The organism is Saccharopolyspora tripterygii (assembly GCF_054778355.1).
In genome coordinates, this window is record NZ_BAAGZP010000030.1 from 82,257 (window position 1) to 107,906 (window position 25,650).

General features: G+C 73.8%; 1 protein-coding gene (cut by a window edge). It reads right to left on the reverse strand.

The features are described 5' to 3' along the window. Positions 1 to 10: 10 nt before the first annotated feature. A protein-coding gene (locus tag ACYVF3_RS23390; protein WP_461156405.1) for a type I polyketide synthase crosses the window boundary here: on the reverse strand, positions 11 to 25,650 show its 3' portion. 1,444 nt of this gene lie beyond the right edge of the window; 25,640 of the gene's 27,084 nt are visible here — the last part of the coding sequence; the start codon falls outside the window, past its right edge; its stop codon occupies positions 11 to 13.

Consider the following 25,650-nt stretch of genomic DNA (forward strand, 5'->3'; position numbering starts at 1 on the left):
GTCAGCTCCTTCAGTCCTGGCCGTCGAGTGCGGCTTGCACCAGGTCATCGACGGACATCTCATCGATGCCGTCGTCGTGGGCAGTCTCGTCGCCACCGGAGGTCTCGCCGTCGCGGCCGACCAGCTGCAGCAGCGGCTCCAGCACGCCGATCTCCCGCAGCTGCGAGAGCGGCACCTTCCCGAGCAACCGGCGGATCTCCGCTTCCTCGTCGTCGGCCCGGGTCGCCGGGGTCGCCGAGTCGGGCAGCAGCTCGCCCAGCACGTGCTCGGCGAGGTCGGCCGGTGTGGGGTGGTCGAACACCAGCGTGGAGGCGAGGCTCAGGCCGGTGGCCGCGCCCAGCTGGTTGCGCAGCTCCACCACCGCCAGCGAGTCGAACCCGAGGTCCCGGAAGGGCCGGTCGGGGCGGACGACCTCGACGTCCTGCTGACCGAGCACGGCGGCGGAGAGCGTCCGCACCAGCTCCAGCACCACGTCCGAGCGCCGTTCGGGCGCCAGTGCGCGGATCTGCTCCGGAAGCGCGGGTTCCTGCGGCCCGCTCGCCTCCGGGGTGTCGTCCGGGATGAGCTCGCGCATCAGCGGGCTCGGGCGGGCGGGGCGGCCTGCTCGCCCGGTGTCGACGGCCGTGACGACCGCGGTCGGGCCGGATTCGGCGGCGAGTTGCCGCAGCGCCGTGCAGGCCAGCGCCGGGTCCATCGGGATGATCCCGGCGCGCTGAGCGCTCTGCTCGGCCTCGGCGGAACCGGCCATGCCACCACCGCCCCAGGCTCCCCAGGCGATCGAGGTCGCCGGGAGGCCGCGCGACCTGCGCCGTTCGGCGAGCGCGTCGAGCATCGCGTTGGCCGCCGCGTAATTCGCCTGCCCCGGGCTGCCCACGGCCGAGGAGGCGGAGGAGAACAGCACGAAGGCCGTCAGGTCCGAGGTCAGCTCGTCCAGCAGCAGCGCCGAGTCGACCTTGGTGCGGAAGACCTCCTGGAACCGCTCCGGTGTCAGCCGGTCCAGCACGCCGTCGTCGATGACACCGGCGGTGTGCACGACTCCGGTGAGCGGACCGGGGATCTCGGCGAGCAGCGCGGTCAGCGAGGCGCGGTCGGCGACGTCGCACGCGGCGATCGTGACGCCGACGCCCGCCGCGCGGAGTTCCTCGCGCAGCTGCTCGGCTCCGGGCGCGTCGGGCCCGCGCCTGCTGGCCAGCACCAGGTGTTCGGCGCCTTCGCGGGCCAGCGCGCGGGCGACGTGCCCGCCGAGGGCACCGGTGCCGCCGGTGATGAGCACCGTCCCGGAGGGCTGCCACGCGGCAGCGGGCTTCTGCTCGGACGCGGGCGCGGGTGCGGGCACGAGCCTGCGGGCGAACAGCCCGCCGGAGCGCACGGCCACCTGGTCCTCACCGTCCACTCCGGACAGCACGGCGCGGAACAGGGCTGCGGCCCCGTCGCCGAGCTCGCCGGGCAGGTCGACGAGACCGCCCCAGCGCTCCGGGTGCTCCATCGCCGCGACCCGGCCCAAGCCCCACACGGCGCCCTGGGTGACGTCGTCGAGCCGGTCGGAGGCGCCGGTGGACACCCCGCGCCGGGTGACGCACCACAGCGGCGCGGTGATCCGAGCATCGCCGAGCGCCTGGATGAGCGCGGCGGTGAGCAGCGCACCGTCGGGCACCGAGCCGCCGGACGGCGAGGCGAGCGCCAGCAGGGACACCACGCCGTCGAACCCGGTGCCGCAGGAGCGCAGGGCCTCGGCGAGGGCGTCGCGATCCGGGTCACCGACCTCGACGAGGACGGTGTCGGTGCCGAGGGCGTCCACCGCGGCGGTGACCTGCTCGTCGGCTTCACGAGGGACGATCACCAGCCACGTCCCGGCCGGTTCGCCGGCGTGCGCGCCGCCGAGCGGGCGCCAGGCGATCCGGTGCCGCCAGCGGTCCACCTCGGCGAGGTCCTGGTGCTGCTTGCGCCAGTCGAGCAGCGCGGGCAGCACCTGGGACAGCGCGGTGCCGTCGACCTGGAGCACGTTCTCCAGCGAGGGGAAGTCCTCGCGTTCGACGGCGTCCCAGAACGCGTGGTCGTCGGCGTCGTGCGCGGCGGCAGCGGCGGTGGGCCGGGACATCGCATCCGGCCAGTACCGCTGGCGCTGGAAGGCGTAGGTGGGCAGGTCGATCCGCCGCGCCCCGGCACCGTCGAAGAAGGCCGTCCAGTCGACGGTCGCGCCGTCGACGAACAGCCTGCCCAGCGAGGAGGTGAACCACGCTTCCTCGTCGCGGTCCCGGCGCAGGACCGGGACGGTGCCCTCGACGAGAGCGGACAGCGGCCCGTCGGGGCCGATCTCGACGAAGCCGGTGACCCCGGACTCGCGGACCTCATCGACGTTGTCGGCGAAGCGCACGGTGTCGCGCACGTGCCGCACCCAGCGCTCAGGAGAGGTCACGTCACCGGTGGCGGCCAGGGGGATCCGGGGTTCGTGGAAGGTCAGCTCCGCGACCACGGCCCGGAAGTCCTCCAGCACCGGATCCATCAGCGACGAGTGGAACGCGTGGGACACGCTGAGCCGCTTGGGCTTCCAGCGCTGCGCGAGCTCCAGCACCTCGCTCTCGACGCCCGACAGCACCACGGACTGGGCGCCGTTGACCGCGGCGATGGACACGCCGTCGGTCAGCAGCGGCAGCACGTCGGCTTCGGCGGCCTGCACCGCCACCATCGCCCCGCCCTCGGGCAGCGCCTGCATCAGCGACGCGCGCGCCGTGACCAGTCGGCAGGCATCGCCCAGCGAGAGCACGCCGGCCACGTGCGCGGCCGCGATCTCACCGACCGAATGACCCACCAGGTGATCCGGCTCGACGCCCAGCCACTCCACCAGCCGGAACAGCGCCACCTCGACCGCGAACAGCGCGGGCTGGGTGAACTCCGTGCGGTTGAGCACTTCGGCGTCCTCGCCCCACATGACCTCGCGCAGCCGCGGATCGAGGTGGGCGAGCACCTCGTCCAGCGCGTCGGCGAACGCCGGGAACCGCGCGTGAAGCCCCCGGCCCATCCCGACGCGCTGCGCGCCCTGTCCCGAGAACAGGAAGGCCGGCTTGCGGTGGCGCGCGGCTTCACCGCGCAGAACCCCGGGCGCGCTGCGGTCGTCGACCAGGGCGGTCAACCCGTCGATCAGCGCGGCGTGGTCGGTGGCGAGCACGCCTGCGCGCTGCTCGAACGCGGCGCGCGTCGTGGCCGCCGACCACGCGATGTCGGTGAGCGGGAACGCACCGGACCGCACGTGCGCGAGCAGGTTGCGCGCCTGCTCGCGCAGCGCCGCCGGGGTGCGGCCGGACACCGGCACCAGCACCTCCGCCACCGGGATCGCGGCGTTGCCGCCGTCCTCCTCGGGCTGCGGGACGTGCTGCTCCAGGATGACGTGCGCGTTGGTGCCGCTGGCGCCGAAGGACGACACGGCGGCCCGGCGCTGCGCCCCGGTCTCCGGCCAGCCGGTCCGCTCGGTGAGCAGCGACAGCGCGCCGGATTCCCAGTCCACGTGCGACGACGGCGCGTCGGCGTGCAGCGTCCTGGGCAGTTCTCCGTGCCGCATCGCCATGACCATCTTGATCACCCCGGCGACGCCGGACGCGGCCTGGGTGTGGCCGATGTTGGACTTGACGGCGCCCAGCCACAGCGGCCGCTCCCGGTCCTGCCCGTAGGTGGCGAGCAGTCCTTGCGCTTCGATCGGGTCGCCGAGCTCGGTACCGGTCCCGTGCGCCTCCACAGCGTCCACATCGGACGGTTCGAGACCGGCCGCGTTGAGCGCCTGGCGGATCACCCGCTGCTGCGCGGGACCGCTGGGAGCGGTGAGGCCGTTGGAGGCGCCGTCGGAGTTGATGGCCGAGCCCCGGACGACGGCCAGCACCTGGTGGCCGTTGCGCTCGGCGTCGGAAAGCCGTTCCAGCACCAGCATTCCCACGCCCTCGGACCAGCCGGTGCCGTCGGCGTCGTCGGAGAAGGCCTTGCACCGGCCGTCGCGCGAGAGCGCGCCCTGCGCGCTGAACTCGACGAACCCGACCGGGGTCGCCATCACGGTGACGCCGCCCGCCAGGGCCATCGAGCACTCACCGGAGCGCAGCGCCTGCGCCGCGAGGTGCAGCGACACCAGCGAGGAGGAGCATGCCGTGTCCACCGACACCGTCGGTCCCTGCAGGCCGAACGCGTAGGCCACCCGGCCGGAGAGCAGGCTCGCGGACTGCGCGGTCTGCCACTCCATGCCGGTGATCTCCGCCGGTGCGCGGTACTCCCCGCTGCCACCGCCGACGAACACGCCCGTGACGCTGCCGCGCAACCGGCCCGGGTCGATCCCCGCGCGTTCCAGGGATTCCCACGCCGCCTCCAGCACGAGCCGCTGCTGCGGGTCCATCACCAGCGCCTCGCGCGGTGAGATGGAGAAGAAGTCCGGGTCGAAGTCGGCGACGTCGTGCAGGAATCCGCCGCAGCGGGTGGCGCTGCGGCCTTCGTCGAACAGCGCCCCGAGGTCCCATCCCCGGTCGGTGGGCATCTCGCCGACCGCGTCGACCTCGTCGACCAGCAGCCGCCACAGGTCCTCGGGAGACCGCACGCCGCCGGGGTAGCGGCAGCTCATGCCGACGATCGCGATGGGTTCGTCCGCCGCGGGCCCGGCGGGCAGCACGGCCGGGGCGTCGCTCTCGCCCGTGAGCTCGGCGAGCAGGTGCTCGGCGAGCTCGGTCGGCGTCGGGTGGTCGAACACCAGCGTCGCCGTCAGGGCGAGCCCGGTCGCCCCGGTGAGCTGGTTGCGCAGGTCGACGGCGGTGAGCGAGTCGAAACCGAGGTCGCGGAACGGCGCGTCGAGCTCGACGGCGTCGGCGTCGCCGTGCCCGAGGACGGCGGCCGCGCGCTCGCGCACCAGGGTCAGCACCGCGCTGCGACGACGTCCCTCGGGCATCGCCAGCAGCTCCTGCCGCATCGCGGGGTCCTCGCTGGATTCCCCGGCCTGCACCGCGCGGGCTTCGGGGATCCCGGAGAACAGCGCGGCGCGTTCGCCGAGCGATCCGGCGAAGGTCTCCCAGCGGACGTCAGCGACGGCCACGGCGGTTTCCCCGCCCGCCACAACACGTCCCAGCACGGTCAGCGCCCGCTGCGCGGGAACGGCCGGAAGGCCGCTGAGCCGCAGGTGGGAGCTCGTGCTGCGGTCGGTGGTCTCGGCCCACGGTCCCCAGGCGACGAAACGAGTGGGGCGGCCGCGGCTCTGGCGGCGCCGCGCGAACGCGTCCAGCCGCGCGTCGTGGGCCGCCTGCCGCGAACGCCCGCGCACGCCCCAGGTTCCGGCGATGGAGCCCAGCACCACGAACGCGTCCAGCTCGCGGTCGCCCAGCAGCTCGTCGAGGTGCGCGAGCCCGGTCATCGCGTGCTCGGGGTCCTCGGCGTGCTCCTCACCCGCGTGCACCACCGCGGTGAGGTCGTCGACGCCGTCGAGCAGCGCGGCGAGTCCGTCGCGGTCGGCGGTGTCGCAGAGCGCGACGGTCGCGGGCAGGTCCCGCACCACCTCGGAGGCCTTCTCGGTGCCGGTGAGCACGAGGTTGTCGGCGCCGTTGTCGGTCAGCCAGCGGGCGACGAGCTCGCCCATCGGGCCGGTGCCGCCGACGACGAGGACGGTTCCCCGCGGTGTCCAGGTCTCCCCCGCTGCGGCACCGCGCACCAGTCGGCGGGCGTGGGCGCCGTCGGGTCGGATCGCGATCTCGTTCTCGCCGTCCGGGATCTGCCCGAGCCAGTCGTCGACGACCTCGGGCAGGTCGATCAGGCCGCCCCAGCGCTCCGCGTGCTCCAGCGCCGCGACCTGTCCGGCGCCCCAGACGTGGGCGTGCGCGGTGTCGCGCAGCGGCTCGTCGGCCACGGCGACGGCACCGCGCGTCACGCACCACAGCGGTGCGGTGATCCCGGCGTCGGCCAGTGCCTCCAGCAGCTCGTCCGGGCCGGTTCCCAGCAGCGACACGACTCCGGCGAACTCCTGCGCGGGCGCCTCGCCGATCGCCTCGGCGCGCACCACGGCGTCGCCGAGCGCGTCGGCGGCGTCCGCCGCCCACTCGTCGCCGGTCGGCACGAGCGCGAGCCACGTTCCTCGCGGGAGTCCGGTGCCGGTGACCGGGGTCCACGTCGTGGTGTAGAGCCAGTTCTGCGCTCCGGGATGGTCGACGACCGCCCCGGCGACGGTGTCCGGCCAGTAGCGCTGGCGCTGGAAGGCGTAGGTGGGCAGGTGGATCCGGCGCGCGCCGGTGCCCTCGAAGAAGGACTCCCAGCGCACGTCGTGGCCTTCGGTGAACAACCGGCCCAGCGCGGAGGCGAAGGCCTGCTGCTCGTCGCGGTCCCGGCGCAGCAGCGGGACGCTTCCCTCGACGAGCGCGGACAGCGGCCCGTCGGGACCGATCTCGACAAACCTCGTCGCCCCGGCGTCGCGCACCGCGTCGACGTCGTCGGCGAAGCGCACGGTGTCGCGCACGTGCCGCACCCAGTGCTCGGGCGAGGTCACGTCACCGCCGGTGGCGAGCCGGATCGTGGGCTGGTGGAAGGTCAGCCGCTCCACGACGGCCCGGAAGTCCTCCAGCATCGGATCCATCAGCGACGAGTGGAAAGCGTGGGAGACCTTGAGGCGCTTGGATTCCCAGCGCTGCGCGAGCTCCAGCACCTCGTCCTCGACACCCGACAGCACCACCGAATCGGGGCCGTTCACCGCCGCGATCGAAACGCCCTCGGTCAGCAGCGGCAGCACCTCGGCTTCGGCGGCCTGCACCGCCACCATCGCCCCACCTTCGGGCAGCGCCTGCATCAGCGAAGCCCGGGCCGACACCAACGCGCAGGCATCCTCCAGCGAGAGCACGCCCGCCACGTGCGCAGCCGCGATCTCACCGACCGAATGCCCCACCAGGTGATCCGGTGCGATGCCCAACCACTCGACCAGCCGGAACAGCGCCACCTCGACCGCGAACAGCGCCGGCTGGGCGAACCCGGTCTGGTTCAGCGCCTCCGCGTCCTCGCCCCACATCACCTCGCGCAGCTGCGGATCCAGGTGCAGCAGCACGGCATCCAGCGCGTCCGCGAACACCGGGAACCGCTCGGAGAGCTCGCGACCCATCCCGAGGCGCTGCGCGCCCTGGCCCGAGAACAGGAACGCGCTCGCTCCGCCGCGCCGCACGACACCCCGAGCCAGCTCGACCGGGCCGGAATCGGCAGGCATCAGTGCCGCGCGATGCGCGAACGCCGACCGGCTGGTCGCCAACGAGCAGGCGACGTCGATCGCCTCGCCCTCGGCGGCCCGCACGCGCTCGATCTGAGCGTCCAGGGCAGCCGCGGTCTTGCCGCTGACCAGCCACGGCGCGGGCACGATCTCCCGCCGCGCGATGCTCGCCTCCCCTTCCGGGACGCCCTCCAGCACGACGTGCGCGTTGGTCCCGGACAGGCCGAACGCCGACACGCCCGAACGTCGCGGGCGGCCCGTCTCCGGCCACTCGACCGACTCGGTGAGCAGCGACAACGCACCGGAATCCCAGTCGATGTGCGAGGTCGGTTCGTCGACGTGCACCGTCCTGGGCAGGACCCCCCGCCGCATCGCCATGACCATCTTGATCACACCGGCCACACCGGCGGCGGCCTGGGCGTGGCCGAGGTTCGACTTCACCGAGCCCAGCCACAGCGGCCGGTCGCGGTCGCGGAACGCGGCCAGCAGCGCCTGGGCCTCGATCGGGTCGCCCAGAGTGGTTCCGGTGCCGTGCGCCTCGATCGCGTCCACGTCCGCCGAGGTCAGACCCGCGTCGGCCAGGGCGTTGCGGATCACGCGTTGCTGCGACGGGCCGTTCGGCGCGGTGAGGCCGTTGGAGGCGCCGTCGGAGTTCACCGCCGAACCGCGCAGCAGTCCCCACACCTCGTGGCCGTTGCGGGTCGCGTCGGACAACCGCTCCAGCACGAGCACACCGACGCCCTCGGACCACGAGGTCCCGTCGGCGGCGTCGGCGAAGGCCTTGCACCGGCCGTCGGGCGCGAGTCCGTCCTGTGCGGTGAACTCGACGAACGAATCGGGGCTGGACATCACCGAAACACCGCCGGCCAGCGCCAGCGAGCACTCACCACCGCTCAGCGCGCCTGCGGCCCAGTGCATCGCGACGATCGAGGACGAGCACGCGGTGTCGACGGTGACCGCGGGTCCTTCCAGGCCCAGGGCGTAGGCGAGGCGGCCGGACATGACGCTCGCCGTGTTGCCGGTGGCGAGGTAGCCCAGCGCGTCGAGGTCCTGCGAGCGGCGCAGCACGTGCTCGTAGTCCTGGCCGTTGGTGCCGACGAAGACACCGGTTTCGCTGCCGCGCAACGACACCGGGTCGATCCCCGCGCGTTCCAGCGCCTCCCAGGCTGTTTCGAGAACCAGGCGCTGCTGCGGGTCCATCGCCATCGCTTCGCGCGGCGAGATCCCGAAGAACCCGGCGTCGAAGTCCGCGACACCGCGCAGGAAGCTCGCCTCGCGGGTTGCCGACGCACCGGCGTCCAGGGCGGCCAGGTCCCAGCCGCGGTCGTCCGGGAACGGGCCCGCGGTGTCCTCTCCGTCGAGCAGCAGCCGCCAGAGCTCTTCCGGCGAGGAGATGCCGCCGGGGAAGCGGCAGCCGATCCCGACGATGGCGATCGGCTCGTCCGCGACCGATTCGGCGCCGGTCCGGGTGAGGACCGCGGGGTCGTTCCCGGCGGTTCCGACGACCTCGCCGAGCAGGAATTCCGCCAGGTCCACCGGTGTCGGGTGGTCGAACAGCAGCGAGGCGGGCAGCGTCAGCCCGGTCGCCGCGGCGAGCCGGTTGCGCAGCTCCAGCGTCGTCAGGGAGTCGAACCCGAGGTCGCGGAACGCGCGGTCCGGGTCGAGATCGGTGGGCCGCGCGTGGCCCAGCACCCCGGCGACGTGCGCCAGCAGCAGGTCGAGGACCGCTCGACGACGATCGGTCTCGGGCAGTCCGGCCAGTTCGCGCAGCGGCTCCGGCTCCTGCTGCTCGGCCGTCGGCCGCGCACCGGTCGAGATCCGCCGCACCTCGGGCAGGTCGCCCACCAGCGGCGCCGGGCGGAGGTGGGTGAGGCCGGGCAGGAACCGCGACCAGTCGATGTCGGCGACGGCGAGCGAGGTGTCGCCGTGCTCGATCGCGCGCTGCAGGGCGGCGATCGCCTGCTTCGGCGGCATCGGGGTGAACCCGCCGCGCCGCAACCGCTCTTCGACGCCTTCGTCGACCGCCATGCCCGAACCGGCCCACGGGCCCCACGCGACCGAGGTGGCCGGGAGCCCCTGAGCGCGGCGCATCTCGGCGAAGGCGTCCAGGAAGGCGTTGGCGGCGGCGTAGTTTCCCTGCCCGGCCGCGCCGATGACCCCGGCAGTGGAGGAGAACAGCACGAACGCGTCGAGGTCGTCGGTGAGCTCGTGCAGGTTGTGGGCGGCTGTCGCCTTGGCGCGCAGGACGTTCGCGAAGCTCTCGGGGGTGAGCGAGTCGACCAGCGCGTCCTCCACGACACCGGCCGCGTGGAACACTGAGGTGACCCGGTGTTCGGCCAGCAGGGCCGCGAGGGCGTCGCGGTCGGCCGCGTCGCACGCGGCGATGGTGACCCGCTCCCCCAGCTCCTGCGCGAGTTCCGCGGCACCCGGCGCGTTCGCGCCGCGCGTGCCCACGAGCAGCAGGTGTTCGGCGCCCGCCTCGGCGAGCCAGCGCGCCACGTGGGCGCCGAGGGCTCCCGTTCCGCCGGTGACCAGCGCGGTTCCCGGCCGGAACCCGCGGGTGGTCTGGTCGTCGTCGATCTCGCTGCGCACGAGCCTGCGGGCGTAGACGCCGGAGGGGCGCACCGCGACCTGGTCCTCACCGGTCCCGGCGAGGACACCGGCCAGGCGGCGCACGGCGTTGCGGTCGAGCTGCTGCGGGAGGTCGACCAGACCGCCCCAGCGCTGCGGGTGCTCCAGCGCGATGACGCGCCCGAGGCCCCACACGGCTGCTCGTTCGGGTGCCGGGCCCGCATCGCTGGCGTCCGCGGCGACCGCGCCGCGAGTGGCGACCCACAGCGGTGCCTCGACTCCGCTGTCGCCCAGCGCCTGCGCAGCAGCCGTGGTTCGGGTCAGGCCCTCGTGCAGGTCCGACTCCAGCGCGAGCAGCGACAGCACGCCGGTGAACGAGCCGTCGAGGTCGCGCAGGGCTCCGGCGAGCACCTCGCGATCGGTTCCGGCGACCTCCAGACGGGCGGTCTCGACACCGAGACCGTCGAGGAGGTCGTTCGCGTCCTGCCCGGGGGCGTGCAGCACGAGCCACCGACCGGTCGGTGTCGCCGACGTGGTGACGGGCCGCCAGGTCACGCAGTAGCGCCAGGAGTCGACGGCGGACAGCTGGTGCCTGCGACGCCATTCGGCGAGCGCGGCGAAGTCCTCGCGCTCCACCGCGTCCCAGAACTGCTCGTCGAGCGGCACCGAGGTCTCGGCTGGCTCGCCGGCGGGGGCAGCGGCCTCCGGCCAGAACCGCTCGTGCTGGAACGGGTACGTGGGCAGGTCCACGGCGCGGGCACCGCTGCCGTCGAAGAACGCGGGCCAGTCGACACCCGTGCCGCGCACGTGGAGCCGCGCCAGCGAGGCGAGAAGCGCCGGCACCTCGTCGCGGTCGGAGCGCAGCGCCGGAGCGAGAACGGCGTCACCGCCCAGGATTTCCTGCGCGAGGGCGCTCAACGTCCCGTCGGGGCCGATCTCCAGCGCCGCGCGCACGTCTCGCTGCGCGAGCTGCGCGACGTTGTCGGCGAAGCGCACGGCGTCCCGGACGTGCCGCACCCAGTGCTCGGGCGAGGTCACATCACCGGCGACCACGAGCGGGATCTGCGGTTCGCGGAAGGTCAGCCCCTCCACGACGGTCCGGAAGTCCTCCAGCATCGGATCCATCAGCGACGAGTGGAACGCGTGAGAAACCTTGAGCCGCTTGGATTCCCAGCGCTGCGCGAGCTCCAGCACCTCGTCCTCGACACCTGAGAGCACCACCGACGACGGCCCGTTCACCGCCGCGATCGAAACACCCCCGGTCAACAGCGGCAGCACCTCGGCCTCACCGGCCTGCACCGCCACCATCGCCCCACCCGCAGGAAGCGCCTCCATCAGCGACGCCCGAGCCGACACCAACGCGCAGGCATCCTCCAGCGAGAACACCCCCGCCACGTGCGCAGCCGCGATCTCACCGACCGAATGCCCGGCCAGCTGATCCGGGCTCACACCCAGCGACTCCACCAGCCGGAACAGCGCCACCTCCACCGCGAACAGCGCCGGCTGGGCGAACTCCGTGCGGTTGAGCAGTTCGGCGTCCTCCCCCCAGATGACCTCGCGCAGCGGCCGGTCGGACTGCGAGTCCAGGTGCGCGCACACCTCGTCGAAGGCGTCGGCGAACGCCGGGAACCGCTCGTGGAGCTCGCGACCCATGCCCAACCGCTGCGATCCCTGGCCGGAGAACAGGAAAGCCGTGCGACCGCGCGTCGAAACACCTCGCACCAGCGCGGTGTCGGGCTGGTCGTCGCGCAGCGCGGTCAGGCCGCGCACCAGGCTCTCGCGGTCCTCGGCGATCACAGCGGCGCGGTGCTCGAACGTCGACCGCGCGGTCGCGAGCGCGCCCGCGACGTCGGTCAGGTGCGCGTCCGGCTGGTCGTCGAGCAGCTCCAGCAACCGCGCGGCCTGCTGGCGCAGCGCCCTCGCCGCTCGCGCCGAGACGAGCACCGGGACGGTTCCGCCGACCGGCTCGCGCTGCTCGGCGTCCGGCTGCTCGACCTCGGGTGCCTGTTCGAGGATGGCGTGGGCGTTGGTGCCGCTGAGCCCGAACGAGGACACGGCGGCCCGGCGCGGGCGACCCACCTCCGGCCAGGCGGTCTCCTCGGCGAGCAGCTCGATGGCGCCGGGAACCCAGTCCACCTTCGTGGACGGCTGCTCGACGTGCAGCGTCCGCGGCAGCACGTCGCGCTGCAGCGCCTGCACCATCTTGATCACGCCGGCGACACCGGAGGCCATCTGGGTGTGGCCGATGTTCGACTTGATGGAGCCGAGCAGCAGCGGACGTTCGCGACCCTGGCCGTAGGTGGCCAGCAGCGCGTCCGCCTCGATCGGGTCGCCCAGCGCCGTACCGGTCCCGTGACCCTCCACCACGTCCACATCGGACGGTTGCAGGCGGGCGTTCGCCAGCGCCTGGCGGATGACCCGCTGCTGCGCGAGGCCGTTCGGGGCGGTGAGGCCGTTGGACTCGCCGTCCTGGTTGACCGAACTGCCCCGCACCACCGCGAGGACCTCGTGGCCGTTGCGCTGCGCGTCGGAGAGCCGTTCCAGCAGGACCAGACCGACGCCCTCGGCGAGGGTCATGCCGTCGGCGGCGTCGGAGTAGGCCTTGCAGCGGCCATCAGCGGCCAGCGCGCGCTGACGGCTGAAGCCGACGAACGCGCCCGGGGTCGACATGATGCTCACGCCGCCCGCGAGGGCGAGCGAGCTCTCCCCGCCGCGCAGCGACTGGCAGGCCAGGTGCAGCGCCATCAGCGACGACGAGCACGCCGTGTCCAGGGTGACCGCAGGCCCTTCCAGGCCGAACAGGTAGCTGATCCGCCCGGACAGGATGCTGGAGAGCGCACCGGTGATCATGTGCCCCTCGTCGGGGGCACCACCGGCGCCGGCCGAGTAGTCCTGGTAGCTGGCGCCGATGAACGCGCCGGTGAGGCTGCGGCGCAGCCGGTGCGGGTCGATGCCCGCGCGTTCGATCGCCTCCCACGCGGTCTCCAGCAGCAGTCGCTGCTGCGGGTCCATCGACAGCGCCTCGCGCGGGCTGATGCCGAAGAAGCCCGGGTCGAAATCCGCTGCGTCGTGCAGGAATCCGCCCTGGACGGAGTAGGTGCTGCCGGGCCGGTCCGGGTCCGGGTCGTGCAGGAAGCCGTCCCAGCCGCGGTCCGCGGGGAACCCGGAGATGGCGTCGACGCCGTCGGCGACGAGCCGCCACAGGTCCTCCGGCGAGCTCACACCGCCGGGGTAGCGGCAGGCCATGCCGACGATCGCGATCGGCTCGTCCTCGGCCACCGAGGTGACGACCGGCGCGTCGTGCCGGGTCTCGCCGCCGCCGATCTCGGCCAGCAGGTGGTCGGTGAGCGCCAGCACGCTCGGGTGGTCGAAGACCATCGTGGTCGCCAGCCGCAGGCCGGTCGCGGCCACGAGGCGGTTGCGCAGGTCCACGGCGGTGATCGAGTCGAAGCCGACCTCGCGGAAGGCGCGGTCCTCCGGCAGCGCGTCGGGACTGGAGTGCCCGAGCACCTTGGCGGCTTCGGCGCGCACCAGCTGCAGCACGGCCTGCCCGCGCTCGCCGGCGGGCAGCGCGCGCAGCCGCGCGACCTCCCCGCCGTCGCTCGCCGCGGAGTGCTCGACCGCGGCGTTGCGCCTGCGGACCTCGGCGATCTCGTCGAACAGGGTCGTCGGGCGCGCCGCGGTGAACACCGGGTGGTAGCGGTCCCAGGCGACGTGCGCGATGGCGAGTTCGGTCTCGTCGTCCTCGATCGCCCGCTGCAAGGAGCCCAGCGCCAGCCGCGCCTTCATGAACTCCAGCCCGCTGCGGCGGATCTGGTCCGGGTCGACGCGGCCGAGACCGAGGTCGTCGGACCAGATGCCCCAGGAGATCGCGGTCGCCCGCAGGCCGCGGGCGCGTCGGTGGGCCGCCAGCGAGTTGAGGTAGGCGTTGCCGGCCACGTAGGCGGCGTGGTCGCCGCTGCCCCACATGCCCGAGACCGAGGAGAACAGGACGAACGCGTCGAGGTCGTCGGGCAGCAGCGCGTCGAGGTGCTGCGCGCCGTGGACCTTGGCGCGCAGCACCTCGGCGAGGACCTCGGGCGTGGCGTCGTCGATCGGGTGCAGCCCGATGGTGGCGGCCGCGTGCAGGACCGCGCGCACCTGATGCCCGTCGGCGCTGAGCCGGGCGAGCAGTGCGGCGACCGAGTCGCGGTCGGCGACGTCGCAGGCCACGACGGTGGTCGGGGTGCCGAGTTCGCCCAGTTCGCGGGCGAGTTCGGCGGCGCCGGGCGCGTCCTGGCCGCTGCGGCTGGTGAGCACCAGGTGCTCGGCGCCCAGGTGGGCCAGCCAACGGGCGACGTGCGGCCCGAGCGTGCCGGTGCCTCCGGTGATGATCGTGGTGCCGCGCGGTGTCCACGGTTCGGAGCGGTCGGGGCGCGCAGGGGCGTGCACGACGCGGCGGGTGAGCACACCGTTGACGCGCACGGCGAACTGGTCCTCGTCACCGGGCTGGACCAGCAGGGCCGCGAACCGGCGAGCGCTGCGCTGGTCGAGCTCCTCGGGGACGTCGATCGAACCGCCCCAGCGCTGCGGGTGCTCCAGCGCGGCGGACCAGCCGAGCCCCATCGCCATCGCCTGCGCCGGGTGCTCGACGGCGTCCGACCGGCCGGTGGACACGGCGTTGCGCGTGATGTTCCACAGCGGAGCGTCGATGCCCGCGTCGCCGAGCGCCTGGACGAGCGCGACGGTGAGCACGAGGCCGACCGGCAGGTCCACGCTGGTCTCGGTGGCGTGCTCGGCACCGGGCAGCAGCGACACCACTCCGGCGAGATCGTCGGCGCCGGCTGATGCTTCGAGATCGCTCGATTCATCCGGAGCACCGAGCCGCCGGGCGAGCACCGCTCGGTCGGCGCAGGTCTCGTCGAGGACCACCCGCCGGACCTCGGCGCCCTGATCGGTCAGAGCCGCCGCCACGTCGTCGCCGGGGTTGCCCTCGGTGGTGACCAGCAGCCAGGTTCCGGTGAGGTGGGCGTCCGGCTGGCCGCGCAACGGCTTCCACACGACGCGGTAGCGCCAGGAGTCCGTTGTGGACTCCTCGCGGCGGCGTTCGCGCCAGGAGTTCAGCGCGGGCAGCACGGCCGCCAAGGAGTCCTCGCCGACGTGCAGGCTGGCGGTGAGCGAGGCGAGGTCGGACTGCTCCACGGCGGCCCAGAACTCCGCATCGGCCGGGTCGGACTCGGTCTGCCCCGGGATCGCGGGTTCGATCCAGAACCGCTCCCGCTGGAACGGGTAGGTGGGCAGGTCCACGCGCCGGGCGCCGGTGAACCGGGCCGACCAGTCCACTGCGATGCCGCGGACGTAGGCCTCGGCGAGCGAGTGGAGCACGCGGCCGGTGCCGCCGTCGTCGCGGCGCAGCGTCCCGCAGGCCAGTGCGCGGGCACCGGCGTCATCGATCGCGTCCTGCACTCCCGGCGTGAGCACCGGGTGCGCGCTGACCTCGATGAACGCCTGGTGGCCCGAGGTGAGCAGGGTATCGACGGCTTCGGTGAAGCGCACGGTCCGGCGGAGGTTCTGGTACCAGTACTCGGCGTCGGTGTCCGGCCCGTCGATGCGCTCACCGGTCACCGTGGACAGGAACGGGACCTCGGGCTGCTGCGGCCGGATCGGTGCCAGCTCGCGCAACAGCTCGTCGTGCAGGTCTTCGACGTGCCGGGAGTGCGAGGCGTAGTCGACCTCGATGCGGCGGACCCGCACGCCCTCCTCGGTCAGCGCGGCGCAGAACTCGTCGAGCGCGTCCAGATCGCCCGACACGGCCACCGAGCGCGGGCCGTTGGTGGCGGCCAGCGAGAGGCGGCCTTCCCAGGCTGCGAGCCTCGGTTCGACCTCGTCGGCGGCCAGGGCGAGCGAGGCGATGCTGCCGCGCCCGGCGAGCGCGCCCGCGATCGCCTTGCTGCGCAACGCCACGACCCTGGCGGCGTCCTCCAGCGACAGCGCGCCGGACACGCAGGCGGCGGCGATCTCGCCCTGGGAGTGGCCGATCACGACGTCGGGTTCGACCCCGTGGGCGCGCCACACCTCGGCCAGCGACACCATGACGGCCCAGGTGACCGGCTGCACGACGTCCACGCGGTCCAGCGGCAGCCCACCGCGGACCACGTCGACGAGCGAGAAGTCGGTGAACGGCGCGAGCGCCGCGGCGCACTCGGCGAAGCGGTCGGCGAAGGCGGGCGACTCGTCGAGCAGCTGCGCTCCCATGCCGACCCACTGCGCGCCCTGCCCGGGGAAGACGAAGGCGACCTTGCCGTCCACGTCACCGACGCCGCGCACGGCCTCGACGCCGTCGAGCAGCACCGCCCGGTGCTCCAGCTGCGAGCGCGCGGTCAGCGAGAACCCGACGTCGACCGGCTCGGCCTCGACCTCGCGGACCCGCTCGACGTGGGCGTCGAGCGCTGGCGCCGACCGGGCCGTGACCGGCCACGGGACGGGCCCCTCGTGCTCCGCTCGGAAGGACGAGCGCTGTTCGCCCGCAACGCCTTCCAGGATGATGTGCGCGTTGGTGCCGCTGATCCCGAACGACGACACCGCGCCGCGGCGCGCGCGCCCGGTCTCCGGCCAGCTCTGCTCCTCGTGCAGCAGCGACAGGTGACCCGCGCTCCAGTCCACGTGCGTGGACGGCGTGTCGCAGTGCAGCGTTTCCGGCAGGGTGCCGTGCCGCAGCGCCATCACCATCTTGATCACGCCGGCCACACCGGCCGCGGACTGGGTGTGCCCGATGTTGGACTTCACCGAGCCGACCAGCAGCGGGCGGTCCGCGTCGCGGCGCTGACCGTAGGTCGCCAGCAGCGCTTGGGCTTCGATCGGGTCGCCCAGCGCGGTTCCGGTGCCGTGCGCGTCGAGTGCGTCCACATCGGACGGTTCGAGCCCGGCGTTGGCGAGCGCCTGGGTGATGACCCGCCGCTGCGACGGCCCGTTCGGCGCGGACAGGCCGTTGGAGGCGCCGTCCTGGTTGATCGCCGACCCCCGAACCACCGCGAGCACCGGGTGCCCGTGGCGTTCGGCGTCGGAGAGCCGTTCGACCACGAGCACGCCGATGCCCTCGGAGAGGATCATGCCGTCGGCCGAGTCGGCGAAGGCCTTGCAGCGGCCGTCCGCGGCCAGGGCGCGCTGCTGGCTGAAGGCGATCAGCGGCTTGGGGTTGGGCATGACGGTGACGCCGCCGGCGAGCGCGTAGTCGCTCTCGCCGCTGCGCAGCGACTGGCAGGCCAGGTGCAGCGCGACCAGCGACGAGGAGCAGGCGGTGTCGACGGTGACCGCCGGGCCTTCCAGCCCGAACAGGTAGGACACGCGTCCGGACAGCACGCTCGGGCTGCTGCCGGTGACCTGGTAGCCCTCGGAACCGGCGTCGCCTCCGCCGTACTCGATGTAGCTGGAGCCGATGAACGCGCCGGTGCTGGTGCCGCGCAGCGCGGCCGGGTCGATGCCGGCCCGCTCGATGGCCTCCCAGGTCGATTCGAGCAGCAAGCGCTGCTGCGGGTCCATGCCCAGGGCTTCGCGGGGCGAGATCCCGAAGAACGCCGGGTCGAACTCGGCGGCGTCGTCGAGGTAGCCGCCCGCCGTGGTGTAGGTCGTGCCGGGCCGGTCGCGGTCCGGGTCGTGCAACGCGGAGACGTCGAATCCCCGGTCGTTCGGGAACGAGGTGATGGCGTCGGTGCCGGTCCGGATGAGCTCCCAGAACTCCTCCGGTGTCGTGACGCCGCCGGGGAAGCGGCAGCTCATGCCGACGATCGCGATCGGCTCGTCGGAGGCGCCGTCGACCTGGGGCCGCCGCGCGATGGCGTCCTCGGAGGCGCCGAGCAGCTCGCCCACCAGGTGCTCGGCCAGCACCTCGGGGGTGGGGTGGTCGAAGACCAGGGTGGCCGGGAGGGTCAGCCCGGTGGCGGTCGCGAGCTTCTTGCGCAGTTCGACGGCGGTCAGCGAGTCGAACCCGATGTCGCGGAACGCCCGCTTCTCCCCCACTTCTTCGGCGGAGCCGTGCCCGAGCGTCGCAGCCGCCTCGGCGCGCACGAGCTCCAGGACGCGGCGCTCCTGGTCGGCGGCGGACATCCCGCGCAACCGCCGGGCGAAGTCGGAGTCCTCGGCGGGGGTCGCGGAGGACTCGGCCAGCGCGCGCACTTCCGGCAGGTCGGCCAGCAGCGGGCTGGGGCGCGACGAGGTGAAGACGGGGTGGAAGTTCTCCCAGTCCACGTCGGCGATCGTGACGTGGGCGTCGCCGTGCACGACGGCGCGGTTGAGCTCGGTGATGGCCAGTTGCGGCGGCAGGGGCGTCAGACCGCGGCGGGACAGGTCCTCGGCCACGGCAACGTGGGTCGCCATGCCGGACTCGGCCCACGGGCCCCAGGCCACCGAGGTCGCGGTCAGGCCGCGCGCCCGGCGCTGCTCGGCCAGGGCGTCGAGCAGCGCGTTGCCCGCTGCGTAGGCGCTCTGCCCACCGCTGCCCCAGACCCCGGCGATGGATCCGAACAGCACGAAGAGGTCGAGCTCGCGGTCGGCGAGCAGTTCGTGCAGGGTGATCGCGCCGAGCACCTTCGCCGAGAGCACGTCGGCGAACTCGGCGCGCGAGGTCTGCGCCAGCGGCGCAGACTGGCCGACACCGGCGGCGTGCACCACGCCGGTCAGGTCCGGGATCCGGTCGAGCAGCGCGGCGACGGCGTCGCGGTCGGTGACGTCGCAGGCGACGACCTCCACGCGCGGCCCGAGGTCCTGCAGCTGCTCGATCAGCTCCGCCGCGCCCGGCGCCTCGGCGCCCCGGCGGCTGGTGAGCACGAGCCGCTCGACCCCGCACCGCGCGAGCCAGCGCGCGGTTTCGGCGCCGAGCGCCCCGGTTCCGCCGGTGATCAGCACGGTCCCGCGCCCGGTGTGGGAGTGCGGCAGGGCGTCCACGGTGCGGTGCACGAGCCGCCTGCCGAGCAGTCCGGTGGAGCGCAGCGCGACCTGGTCCTCGGCGCGGTCGCGACCGATGCCGGCGAGCACCGCGACGAGCCGCTGCGCCGCGCGCTCGTCGAGCACCTCCGGCAGGTCGACCAGCCCGGCCCAGTGCTGGGGGTCTTCCAGCGCGGCGACCCGGCCGAACCCCCAGACGGCAGCCTGGGCGAGGGAGGTGATCTCGTCGGCGGGACCGGTGCTCACGGCACCGCGCGTGGCGGTCCACAGTGGAGCGTTCAGGGATCGGACGAGTGCGAGTGTGAGTCCGAGACCCACCGAGAGCGAGGGGTGTTCGGCGCTCGGCCGCTCGTCGAGGGCGACCAGCGACACGGCGCCGTCGCAGTCGGGAAGCCGCTCGGCCAGCACCGCCGGGTCGAGGCACGCCTCGTCCAGCACCACCGGCGAGACCTCCGCGCCCGCCGCGCTCAGCGCCGCCCTCACCCGCTCCACGAGCTCGTCGTCGGCACCGTTGGAGGTCAGCAGCAGCCAGGTGCCTTCCAGCGCCGGAGTTCCGGTGGCGCGCAACGGCGACCACAGGACCCGGTAGCGCCAGGCGTCGAGTCGCGTCTTGTCCTGGTTGCCCTTGCGCCAGGACGACAGCGCGGGGATCAGGGAGTCCAGCTGCGAGCGGTCGTCGAGGTCGAGCGCCAGCATCGAGGCCAGTTCGGCGGCGTCTCCGCGCTCGATCGCCGCCCACAGCCGCGTGTCCGCCGGATCCGCCTGCCCGTCGGCGGCGGGTGCGGCGGTGGCCACCGGCCAGTAGTGCTCGTGCCGGAACGCGTAGGTGGGCAGGTCGACCCTGCGGGCGCCGGGGAAGTGCGCGGACCAGTCCACGCGCACGCCGTGGACGTGCAACCGGGCGAGCGCGGTGATCAGAGCCGCGGGTTCGTCGCGGTCCTCGCGCAGCAGCGGGACGCACTCGTCGACCAGTGCGGACAGGGCGCCGCTGGGACCGATCTCCAGGAACGTCGTGACGCCCGAGTCGCGCAGCGCGGCCACGTCGTCGGCGAAGCGCACGGCGTCCCGGACGTGCCGCACCCAGTGCTCCGGCGAGGTCACGTCACCGGCGACCACGAGCGGGATCTGCGGTTCGCGGAACGTCAGCCCCTCCACGACCGCCCGGAAGTCCTCCAGCATCGGATCCATCAGCGACGAGTGGAACGCGTGAGAGACCTTGAGCCGCTTGGATTCCCAGCGCTGCGCGAGCTCCAGCACCTCGTCCTCGACACCTGAGAGCACCACCGACGACGGCCCGTTCACCGCCGCGATCGAGACACCCCCGGTCAGCAACGGCAGCACCTCACCCTCACCGGCCTGCACCGCCACCATCGCCCCACCCTCGGGCAACGCCTCCATCAGCGACGCCCGAGCCGACACCAACGCGCAGGCATCCTCCAGCGAGAACACCCCCGCCACGTGCGCGGCCGCGATCTCACCGACCGAATGACCGGCCAACGCGGAGGGCCTGACGTTCCACGAGCGCACCAGCCGGAACAGCGCCACCTCGACCGCGAACAGCGCCGGCTGGGCGATCCCGGTCCGGTTCAGCAGGTCCTGGTCCTCGCCCCACATCAGCTCGCGCACCGCGGGATCGAGATGCGCCAGCACCTCGTCCAGCGCTTCGGCGAAAACCGGGTGCTCGGCGTGCAGCGCGCGACCCATGCCGAGGCGCTGCGCGCCCTGACCCGAGAACAGGAACGCGAGCCGGCCCGTCTCAGCATCACCGGTGATCACGGCCGGGTCCGGGCGGTCGGCGGCCAGCGCGTCCAGCGACCGCAGCAGCGAGTCGCGGTCGTCCGCGACGATCGCCGCACGCTGCTCGAAGGCGGTCCGCGAGGTGGCCAGCGAGTGGCCGAGGTCGGTGAGCCGGGTCTGCGGGTTCGCGTCGAGGTGGGAACGCAGCCGCGCGGCCTGCGCGCGCACCGCGTGCCGCGACCGGGCCGACAGCAGCACCGGCACCACGCCCGGCTCCTCCGGAGCGGAGTCCGGGACGGGCTCCTCCGGCGGCTGCTCGATGATCAGGTGCGCGTTGGTGCCGCTGATGCCGAACGACGAGATCCCGGCCCGCCGCGGCCGATCGTGCTGCGGCCAGGCCGTGCTCTCGGCGAGCACCTCCACGGCGCCCTCGGACCAGTCCACGCGCGAGGAGGGTTCGGTGACGTGCAGCGTCTTGGGCAGCACGCCGTGCCGCATCGCCTGCACGACCTTGATGACACCGGCGACACCCGCGGCGGCCTGCGTGTGGCCCATGTTCGACTTCACCGAACCGAGCAGCAGCGCCTCGTCGCGGTCCTGGCCGTAGGTCGCCAGCAGCGCCTGCGCCTCGATCGGGTCGCCGAGGGAGGTCCCCGTCCCGTGCGCCTCGACGACGTCCACATCGGACGGTTCTAGGCGGGCGCCGGCGAGCGCGGAGCGGATCACGCGCTGCTGCGCGGGACCGTTGGGCGCCATCAGGCCGTTGGACGCGCCGTCCTGGTTCACCGCCGAACCGCGCACCACGCCGAGCACCCGGTGGCCGTTGCGGCGCGCGTCGGACAACCGCTCCAGCACGACCACGCCGACGCCCTCGGACCAGCCGACGCCGTCGGCGGTGTCCGAGAACGCCTTGCAGCGCCCGTCCGGGGAGAGCCCGCGCTGCCGGGAGAACTCGATGAGCGCGGTGGGCGTCGACATCACCGTCACGCCACCGGCCAGCGCCAGCGAGCACTCCCCGGCGCGCAGCGCCTGCATCGCCCAGTGCATGGCCACCAGCGACGACGAGCAGGCGGTGTCGACGGTGACCGCGGGTCCTTCCAGCCCCAGCGTGTAGGAGACGCGGCCGGAGACCACACTCGGCGAGGTGCCGCTTCCCTGGAAGCCCTCGAAATCGCCTCCGCCGAGCCCGGCACCGTAGTCGCTGTACATGACACCGGCGAACATGCCGGTGGGGCTGCCGCGCAGCGAGCGCGGATCGATCCCGGCGTGCTCGACGGCCTCCCAGACGACCTCCAGCAGCAGGCGTTGCTGCGCGTCGGTCGCGAGCGCCTCGCGCGGCGACATGCCGAAGAAACCGGCGTCGAACTCCCCCGCGTCGTGCAGGAATCCGCCGAAGCGCGCGTAGGAGGTGCCGGGGTGGTCGGGGTCCGGGTGGTACAGCCGCTCCAGGTCCCAGCCGCGGTTGGTCGGCAGTCCCGACACCGCGTCGCCGCCCTCGTCGATCAGCCGCCACAGCGCATCCGGCGAGTCGACCCCGCCCGGGTAGCGGCAACCCATGCCCACCAGCACGATCGGGTCGTCCTCGTCGGCCGTCCGCGCCCCGGGAACCACCTTCGCCTGGACCTGCTCGCCGAGGAGCTCGCCGAGCAGGTGGTCGGCGAGAGCGGCCGGGGTCGGGTAGTCGAACACCATCGTCGCGGGCAGCCGCAGCCCGGTGACGGCGGTGAGCTGGTTGCGCAGCTCCACGGCGGTCAGCGAGTCGAAACCCAGGTCCTGGAACTGGCGTTCCGGTTCGATCTCCTCGCCACCGGAGTGCCCGAGCACGGCCGCGATCCGGCCGCGCACCAGCTCCAACACGGCGTCCTGCCGGTCCTCCTCCGACAACGCGGCCAGGCGCTGGAGCAGGGAGTCGGCGGTCTGCGACCCGGCGGCCTGCCTGCGGGTGCGGGTGCGGATGAGGCCGCGCAGCAGCGCGGGTACCTCGCCGCGGGTGCGCATGGTGGCCAGGTCCAGCTTGGCGGGCACGACGACCGGCCGGCCGGCGGCGATCGCGGCGTCGAACAGCCGGAGCCCGTCGGCGACCGGCAGCGGCGGCATGCCCACGCGGGCCATGCGTTCGGCTTCGACGGGCGAGAGCATGCCTTCCTGCTCCCACGCGCCCCAGGCCAGCGACACCGCGGGCAGGCCCTCGGCGTGCCGGTGGCGGGCCAGCGCGTCGAGGAAGACGTTGCCCGCGGCGTAGTTGGCCTGCCCGGCGTTGCCGAAAGCACCGGCGGCCGAGGAGAACAGGACGAACGCGGAGAGCTCCCCGGTCAGCTCGTGCAGGTTCCACGCGGCGTCGACCTTGGGTCGCAGCACGGCGTGCAGGCGCTCCGGGGTGAGCGCGTCGATCACGCCGTCGTCGAGCACACCGGCGGCGTGCACGACCGCCCCCACCTCGTGCTCGGCGAGCAGTTCCGCCAGCGCAGCCCGGTCGGCGACGTCGCAGGCGGCGACCTGCACGCGGGCGCCCAGCTCGGTGAGCTCGGCCGGCAGCTCGCCTGCGTCACCGCGGCGGCTCACCAGCAGCAGGTCACGCACGCCGTGCGCGGTGACCAGGTGCCGTGCGACGAGCGCGCCCAGGCCGCCGGTGGCGCCGGTGATCAGCACGGTGCCGTCCCAGGTGACGGGCGCCGATGCCGGTTCGGAGCGGGCGAGGCGCGGGGCCCGCGGCTCACCCTGGTGCAGCAGCAGCTGCGGTTCGTCCGATCCCAGCGCCTGCGGCAACGCGGCGAGGGACGCTTCAGCGGAATCGATCTCCACCAGGCCGAAGCTGCCGGGGTGCTCGGACTGCGCGGAGCGCACCAGCCCCCACGCGGCCGAGGAGGCGAGCTCTCCCGCCCTCGTGACGAACACGACCTTCTCGGCCCGGTGGCCCTGGATCAGCTCCAGCGCGCGCTCGGCCGACGCGTGCGCCGACCCGGCGACGTCGTCACCACCCACGACCGGCACGACGAGGACGTCGGCGTTCTGTGGATCGACCCCGCCCAGGCCGAGCACGTCCTCGCCGAGCACGGCGAAGGCCGGGGGCTCACCGGTGGCCGCGACCGGGACCGGGTCGATGCGGAACAAGGAGTCGCGGTCCACACCGGACGCGGGCGCTGTACCGGCTGCGGGCCGCACGACCAGGGAGTCCACCGAGAACAGCGGCGCCCCAGCACCGTCGGCCGCCACGACCGTCATGGCGCCGTCGTCGGTCAGCTCCAGGCGCACCCGCAGCGCGGAGGCGCCGGTGGCGTGCAGCGACACGCCTTCCCACGAGAACGGCACGCCCGCCTCGCCCAGCCCGGCGAGCTGCGCGGCGTGCAGCGCGGAGTCCAGCAGCGCCGGGTGCAAGCCGAACTCGGCCGGCTCGACGTCTTCGGGCAGCTCGACCTCGGCGAACACGACGCCGTCCGCACCGCGCCAGGCGGCGCGCAGTCCGCGGAACGCCGGGCCGTACTCGAAGCCCCGCTCCGCGAAGCGCTCGTAGCAGCCCTCGACGTCCAGGAGCTCGGTGCCTGCAGGCGGCCAGGTGTCGGCGTCGAACGATCCCGCGGCCTCCCCCACCGCCAGGGTGCCGCCAGCGTGCTGGGTCCACGGCTGCTCGTCCTCGCTCTCGGGCCGCGAGTAGATCGTCACCGACCGCCGGCCCTCGGGGTCGGGCTTGCCGATCCACAGCTGCACCTGCACACCGCCCCGCTCGGGCAGCACCAGGGGCGCGGTGAGGGTGAGCTCGTCGACTCGATCGCAGCCGACCTCGTCACCGGCGCGGATCGCGAGTTCCACGAACGCGGTGCCCGGCAGCAGCACCGCGCCGTTGACCGCGTGATCCACCAGCCACGGGTGCGATTGCCGCGCCAGCCTCCCGGTGAGCAGCACCCCGTCGGAGTCGGCGAGCGACACGGCGGCCGACAGCAGCGGGTGCTGCGCGCTGCCGAGCCCGGCCGCCCTCGGGTCGTTGAAGCCGAACGCGCCGCCCTTGGGCCAGAATCGCTTTCGCTGGAAGGCGTAGGTGGGCAGGTCGACGCGGCGGGCACCCGTTCCTGCGAAGCACTCGGCCCAGTTCACCCCGACGCCGCGCACGTGCACGCCCGCCAGGGCGGCGGTCAGGGTGTCGACCTCCGGCCGGCCGGACCGCAGCGCGGGCACGGCGACGGCGTCCACGCACTCCTGCGCCATCGCCGAGAGCACGCCGTCCGGGCCGAGTTCGAGGAACGTGGCGACGCCGTGCTCGTGCATCCAGCGCACGGCGTCGGCGAAGCGCACGGTCCGGCGCACCTGGTCGACCCAGTAGTCGGCGGAGGTGACCTGCTCCAACCGCACCTGCTCGCCGGTCACCGTCGACACCAGCGGGATCTGCGGGGCTTCCATCGAGATCTCCGCCAGCACCGCGCGGAAGTCGTCCAGCGCGGGTTCCACCAGCGGCGAGTGGAAGGCGTGCGAGACGTGCAACCGGCTGGTCTTGCGCCCTTCGGCGGTGAAAGCGGTCTCGATGGCGGCGACCGCGTCCTCGGTGCCCGAGACCACGAGCGAGTGGGGGCTGTTGATCGCGGCGATCGAGGTCTCGGCGGTGAGGTGCGGCAGCACGTCGGCTTCCGCCGCGGTGACGGCCAGCATCGCCCCGCCCGGCGGCAGCGCCTGGATGAGGCGGCCGCGCGCGGTGACGAGCTTCGCGGCGTCCTCCAGCGAGAAGACCCCCGCGACGTGCGCGGCGCTGATCTCGCCGATCGAGTGCCCGGCGACGAAATCGGCTTTGATCCCCCATGATTCGACGAGCCGGTGCAGTGCGACCTCGATCGCGAACAGCGCTGGCTGGGCGAATTCCGTGCGCGCCAGGGCATCGCGGTCCTCGCCCCACATCACGTCCCGGACCGCGGGGTCGAGGTGGTCGAGCACCTCGTCGAGCGCCTCAGCGAAGGCGGGGAACCGCGCGTGGAGCTCGCGTCCCATGCCGGGGTGCTGCGCGCCCTGCCCGGTGAACAGGTGGGCGAGCTTCCCGCGTCCCTGCGCGACGCCGTGCACGACGCGGGGTCCCGCTTCGCCGCGCGCGAGCTCGTCGAGCGCGGTGCGCAAGGAGGTGGTGTCGTCGGCGAGCACGACGGCCCGCTGCTCGAAGCTCGACCGCGTGGTCGCGAGCGAGTAGGCGACGTCGAGCGGCGAACCCTCCACGGTGGACAGACGCGCGGCCTGCTCCTGCAGCG